This is a genomic window from Skermanella aerolata KACC 11604 (assembly GCF_000936425.1).
Lineage (GTDB): Bacteria > Pseudomonadota > Alphaproteobacteria > Azospirillales > Azospirillaceae > Skermanella > Skermanella aerolata.
On record NZ_AVFK01000055.1, the window covers coordinates 26292 to 32327 of the forward strand.

Annotated in this window: 5 protein-coding genes; all 5 read left to right on the forward strand. The window is 58.8% G+C overall.

Going from position 1 to position 6036, the window contains the following annotated elements; all coding sequences use genetic code 11:
* Window positions 1-816 precede the first annotated feature (816 nt).
* The gene (locus N826_RS34210; protein ID WP_044436504.1) at window positions 817-3972 is read left to right on the forward strand and encodes a DUF4214 domain-containing protein; all 3156 of its coding nucleotides are present in this window, start codon (window positions 817-819) and stop codon (window positions 3970-3972) included.
* A 126-nt stretch (window positions 3973-4098) separates the two neighbouring features.
* A complete protein-coding gene (locus tag N826_RS34215) occupies window positions 4099-4413 on the forward strand; it encodes a helix-turn-helix domain-containing protein (protein ID WP_044436505.1) in 315 nt (104 codons plus the stop codon).
* A gap of 54 nt (window positions 4414-4467) precedes the next feature.
* Window positions 4468-5268: a SapC family protein gene (locus N826_RS34220; RefSeq protein ID WP_044436508.1), complete on the forward strand. Its 801-nt coding sequence runs from the start codon at window positions 4468-4470 to the stop codon at window positions 5266-5268.
* Between the two features lie 46 nt (window positions 5269-5314).
* Window positions 5315-5587: a DUF6356 family protein gene (locus N826_RS34225; RefSeq protein ID WP_044436510.1), complete on the forward strand. Its 273-nt coding sequence runs from the start codon at window positions 5315-5317 to the stop codon at window positions 5585-5587.
* A partial coding sequence (locus tag N826_RS34230; protein ID WP_044436512.1) for a hypothetical protein occupies window positions 5587-6036 on the forward strand: 450 nt, incomplete at its 3' end. The genes N826_RS34225 and N826_RS34230, both read left to right, overlap by 1 nt.

Consider the following 6036-nt stretch of genomic DNA (forward strand, 5'->3'; position numbering starts at 1 on the left):
GAGCGTATATGCGACTCAGCCGATTCGTGCTGATAAAAGCGGGCCGGCTTCAGCTTGAACCGTTTTGGGCTGAAAGCTGAAAGCTGTCTCTGAAAAAACGCCCCCGAAGATGGGATATGATCCCGGATTTTAACCATTTGTAGCAAACCAGCCACATATAAGCAACTTCGTGACGCCGATCGCGTTTTAGGGCTTGAGGTTTTTTACCTATATCGATATGATGTTTCATACAAAAGAGTTAACCATTACGCTGAAACTATCAGGTAGGAGCACAGCGATTGTTTTCCGCTTCTGCAAAGAAAATCTTGTGAATGAATTGTTAATACGTGCCTTCAGTTCCGCTTACAGCGAGAACAGTTCTATGAGTTTCCGTATAACAACTTTAGCAACATTGAGGACAGTTAACTTTTATTATGATTTTTCTTACTGTCTTGGCATTCGGAGAAAAAATAACTACTTCGTAAACAAAAAATTAGTAATTTCCCGATAAACCATCTAACGGCGCACGAAAGATTAACAACCATAGATAATAGCTGCGAGATTAAAGACAAATGCTAGACCTTAACTATGAGTAAACTCCTCAGGCAGAAAACCAGCTGGACGTTCAGGCTCACTGAAAGTCTGGTACCTCGTATGGATCTCCAAGGCGGCCTTTGTGGCGCCGCCTTCGACATCCATACGGCCAAACTGACCGTCGTATGGATCCCTGCCTCCCCCGCATCGGAGTCGACCGCGGGTGCGGGGGAGTGGAGATGAGGACCCTCCCCGGGTCCTTCCGGTAAAGCTTTACCAAACCTGTCTCTAAGAGGCTCAATCGTGGCAACTTTCGACGATATCAAGTCCTACTACGTCAACATTCTCCAGCGCGATCCCTCTGATGACGAAGTCAACAGCTGGGCGGCGCCGGTGAACGCGGGCGCGCTGACTATCGACCAGGTTCGTCAGACGTTCATCAACTCGTCCGAAGCGCAGAACGTTGCCGGCGTGATCCGCGTCTACCAGGCAGCTTTCGGTCGCGTTCCTGATCAGGAAGGTCTGAAGAACTGGGTCAACTCCGGCCTGTCGATGGACCAGATTGCCGAGGGTTTCGTCAACTCCGAGGAGTTCACCAACCGCTACGGCAGCAACAACGTCACCGAGGCGTTCGTCACCTCGCTGTACTTCCAGGTGCTGGGCCGCGCCCCGGACGCCGAGGGTCTGGCGAACTGGACGAACTCCGGCCTGAGCGCCGCTCAGATCCTGGCCGGCTTCTCCGAGTCGCAGGAGTTCAAGAACTCCACCACTACCGCGGTTTCCACCTTCCTGGACAACGCCGGTAAGGGTACTGAGGACTACTCGGGCAGCCTGAACGAATACAAGCCGGGTGGCGAAGAGCCGGAAAACGCTGGTCAGACGTTCACGCTGACGGCTGGCGTGGTCGGCGATGACTTCGTCGGTGACGCGGGTGACGACCAGTTCGTGGCCGCTTCGGTTGCCCGCCTGGGCGATGATGACGTCCTCGACGGCGGTGAAGGCAACGATACGCTGACGGCCAAGCTGTCCACTGCTGTCACCCCCAACCTGTCGTCCATCGAAACCCTGAACATTCAGGCAATTGGCGCGACCGCTGGTCTCAACGGCAGCCTGATTTCCGGCGCCAAGCAGCTGAACGTCACGGGTGGCGGCACGCTGACCTACACTGACGCCGAAGCCGGTCTGGCTGTTTCGCTCGCTGGTGATGCCACCTCTCTGACGATCGACCCCGCTGGTAACGACACCGACACTCAGGCGATCACGATTGACCTGCTGTCCGGCAAGCTGGGCACGATCAATGAAGGTGCCGGCCCGAGCGACTACGACCAGATCACTCTAGTGGCTTCTGGTGCCGAGAGCGTAGCCCTTGCCACCAGTGGCAACTTCGTGGGCACTGGCGAGAAGATCATCATCACTGGCGACAAGGAGCTGACCCTCAACGTCGCTGCCATCCAGATCGGTCAGGGCAGCAACTCCATCACTACCCCTGTTGCCGCCACCGAGGTGGTGATTGATGGTTCGGGCCACACCGGCATGCTGTCTCTGGACGTCGGCCTCCTGGCTCCAGACGGCACGCTCGACCTCTCCAAGGTCTCGGCTTTCGACGTGGTCCGCGCTGGCCTTGCTGGTTCGAACGTGATTTCCGGCCTGACGTCCGGCATGACGGTTCGTGCCGATGAAGCGACTGTTGCCAGCTTGACGGTCGCGGTCGATGGCACTTCGATGACTGACTCCATCACCGTCGAGCTGAACCATGCCACGGATGGCTCCAGCCTCAACATTGGCACGCTGACCACCACTGGTATCGAGACTGTCCACGTCACTTCGTCGGGCAAGGACACCGAGACCTCGAAAGTCTCGAACTTGGTTAGCTCGATCGTCACGACTACCGACAAGAGCTCGCTGGTCATTGACGGCGATAAGCTGCTGACCGTCGGTTCGGTCGATAAGCAGTTCACGTCGATCGACGCTTCTGCTGCTGGTGCTGGCGTTGACCTGACGCTGGAAGCTGGTGGCGATGTTGCCTTCACAGGCAGCGCGGTTGCTGATCGCCTGGAACTTGATACTCTCAGCGATCTGAGCAAGCTCGATGTTCTGAAGGGCGGCGACGGTGTCGATACGCTGGCGATCTCGGATGTGATCGGGTCTGACTTCAATGCTGACCAGCGCGCAGCTGTCACCGGCTTCGAAGTACTTGAGTTTGAAGGCGTTCAGAACTTGACGGGCGCCGCATCAGTTGACCTGACCAAGCTCAGCGGTATCAATACTCTCTTCCTGAATGGCGCTTTGGGCAACGGTGCCGATGCTCTGACTATCAAGGCTAGTGACAGCTTTACTTTGAAGATGGGTGCCTCTACGGGCACTGCGGACAAGCTGGATATTCAGATTGCCGGCGCTGCGACTGGTGGTGTCAACAACACGGTCAATCTGCACCTGGTAGACGGTGGTACCTATACGAATGGTGGTCTCACGGTCGACAACGTCGAAAACCTGTCGATCAAGATGCTCGGAGATGCTGCCGGCGTGGTCACACTGTCGGACATTGACGGTGCTCAGCTGCGGACGATCACGATCGCTGCAGGGAATACCGGAACGGAGCTGGATGGGAGTGCTACGGCTTCCGATAGCCTGACGATCACTGATGCCGAAAGCACTCTGATCGAGAAGGTCGATGCCTCCGCGGCGACTGGCGCGGTCACTATCACTGGCCTGAGCGACAACCTGATTGCGACCGGTGCTACCCTGATCGGTGGTTCGGGTGTGGATACCATTACTGGTGGCACGGGTGCCGATCAGATCAGCGGCAACAAGGGCAATGACGTCCTTAAAGGCGGCGCTGCCAATGACGTTGTCGATGGCGGTGAGGGTGATGATGACCTTTATGGCGACGCCGGTGATGACGCTGTCGACGGCGGCGAAGGTAACGACACCATTCATGGCGGTGCGGGCAACGACGAACTGACCGGCTGGAACGGTAGGGACACGTTTGTCTTCGAGAATAGTGCAGCCAATAACGGTGTTGATACCATCACTGAGTTCTCAGCTGGTAACGCCACCAACGCCGATGTTTTCAACTTCAATGCTTTCTTGGGCACAACTCCTGTCACCGATGCCGCTAATCTGTCTCTGTCTCTGACTGCAGCGTCTAATAACGTCACTTTGGCGACTAAAAGCGTCTATGTGATGAAGCTGGACGCGGCTATCACGGACAAGGACTACGCCGGAGCCAATTTCGCCGACTTGTTCGGAACGGGAACTGGTAAGTTTGGCACCGCCTTCGCCGCTGATGCTGGAAAGGCTGTCATTGTGGTCCAGGGCTCCGATGTCACCAAGGCTTACATGGTGTCTGAGGCGGTCAATGCTGGTGCTGAGGCTGACAACAGCATCTCTACGGGTGATGTCAGCCTGGTCGGTGTGATCAACACGGTCGGCACTTATCACGAAAGCAACTTCGCCTAACATCCCTCCTGCGATACGGCTGCGTCCGTGGTCGTGTCACAGAGCAATCTGAGCAAAGTTGGGAGCTGATCCTTCGGGATCAGCTCCTTTCCTTTTTATAGAAGCCCAATTTCGAGGCATGCCTTTATGACCGCCGAGCCTCAATCCAGTGCCGCAAACGACATGGCCGAACTTCGCAGAGAAGCCGGCCTGTGGCTGAGGTCGCTCCGCAAGGACGCCGGTCTGTCGCAGCGTGCGCTCGCGGAGGCGGTCGGCCTCTACTACTACACGACCATCACCCAGATCGAGGCAGGCAAGCTCCGCATCCAGCCGGACCGCTACGAGGCGTTCGCTCAGGCACTGGGCGTTACCGACACCCAAACCTTCATCAAGCAGCTCATGAGCTACTACGACCCGGTCACGCACAAGGCGCTGTTCGGCGACAGCGAGCCTTCCGAATAAGAGTTCCAGCGCGTCAATCCGAGATACCAGCAGCATCTCAAACAGGATCCCCCCATGCCTGAGTTCACCGCTGTCAGCCGCGAGCGTCATGCCGGCAAGGCGTGGCGCCATTACACGTCCTACAGCTTCACGGCCGATGACGCGGTGCTGCCGTTGGCTGCCTCCGAACTCGTCCAGGCGGTGATGGGCATGCCGGTTGCCTTCGTGCAGCAGGACGGCCGCTACGTCCTGATGGCCGTGCTGTCGCTGACGCCGGGCCGGAACCTGTTCGTGGCACCTGATGGCCGCTGGATGGGCGAGTACGTGCCGATGGTGCTGCGGGGTTATCCATTCCGGCTGTTGCGGCCCGAGGGCGCCGCGCAGAGCATCCTGTGCGTCGATGAGAGCAGCGGCCTGGTATTCGATGCCGGCCACAACGAGGCGTTCTTCACCGACGACGGCGTCCTTGCCGACACCCTGAAACAGGTGCTGACTTTCCTCGGTCACCTTGAGCGCAATCACGCCGCCACCGATCTGGCTGTCGCGGCGCTGGTCGAGGCCGGCGTGATCGAGCCGTGGCCCCTGACGCTGAACAGCAGCAGCACGTACACTCCCGTGATCGGCCTTCACCGTATCGCCGAGGACCGGTTCAACGCGCTGGGCGATGACGCCGTGCTGACGCTGCGCCGGGCCGGCGCCCTGCCGATCGCCTACATGCAGATGCTGTCGATGCAGCAGACCAAGGTCCTCAAGCGACTGACCGAGATCCACGAACAGCATGCCCGGGCCGAGGCCGCCAAAGCCGAGGCTGCCAGGCTGGCGACGCTCAATGTCAACCTGGGGCTCCTGTCCGACGACATCCGCCTGGTGTTCTAGGAACGAGGGATGGGCGCTGCGGCTTCCCGCCAGTAGGAAAATGACCATGATCAGGCTTATGACGGAGCACCCTTCCTCGGTCGGCGAGAGCTACCTGGAGCATCTGGTGTTCGCCACCAGCTTCGGCGCCAGCATGATCGTGGGCGGTCTGGCCTGCTGCGTTCACGGCGTCCTGCCGTTCCTCTGCACGTCCACCGGCAGCCGCACCGTCCTGGCGCTGCACGGATGCATCCGCTCCCGCGGCGGGCGCGGCGTTCCTCACTCCACTTCGCAGGAAGCTGGGACGACGTCGATCGTGGCAGCGGAGTACGTGATCTGATGACCCTCGCCAACAAGCTTCCGCTTCGTGCGATGGTTCACTGGCTGCTGGCTTCCATCGCGGCCGTGCTCCTGCTGACCTCGTCGGCCCGAGCGGAGATGAACTGGCTGATGGGCGGCAACTGGGTGCAACTGGAGAAGCCCTGTTCGGTGCGCCATGCCGATGGCCGGGAAGAGAATGTCGGCATGGAGTTCATGGAGGGCATGGCGATCCTGCATCTGCCCCCTGGCTTCGATCTGAATATTCCGGCGTCCAAGGTGCCGGCACGCTATCAGGAGCGCGGTGATACCATCTGGGTCAGGCTCCAGTTCGCCAACGGCGAGACCAGCAACCTGATCCTGCAGCGCGCTGACGGCGACCGGATGCGCGACAGCGTCGGTTATCTCTACCGGCGTTGCATCGTAAGCATCCGCCGAGCACCGCAGGAGGGAGCCGTTGAGAAGAGGGCA

What these genes read in the sequence shown, in the direction of transcription:
- N826_RS34225 (WP_044436510.1), top strand. Translation starts at nt 5,315, where the DNA reads ATGATCAGGCTTATGACGGAGCACCCTTCCTCGGTCGGCGAGAGCTAC.
- N826_RS34220 (WP_044436508.1), top strand. Translation starts at nt 4,468, where the DNA reads ATGCCTGAGTTCACCGCTGTCAGCCGCGAGCGTCATGCCGGCAAGGCG.
- N826_RS34215 (WP_044436505.1), top strand. Translation starts at nt 4,099, where the DNA reads ATGACCGCCGAGCCTCAATCCAGTGCCGCAAACGACATGGCCGAACTT.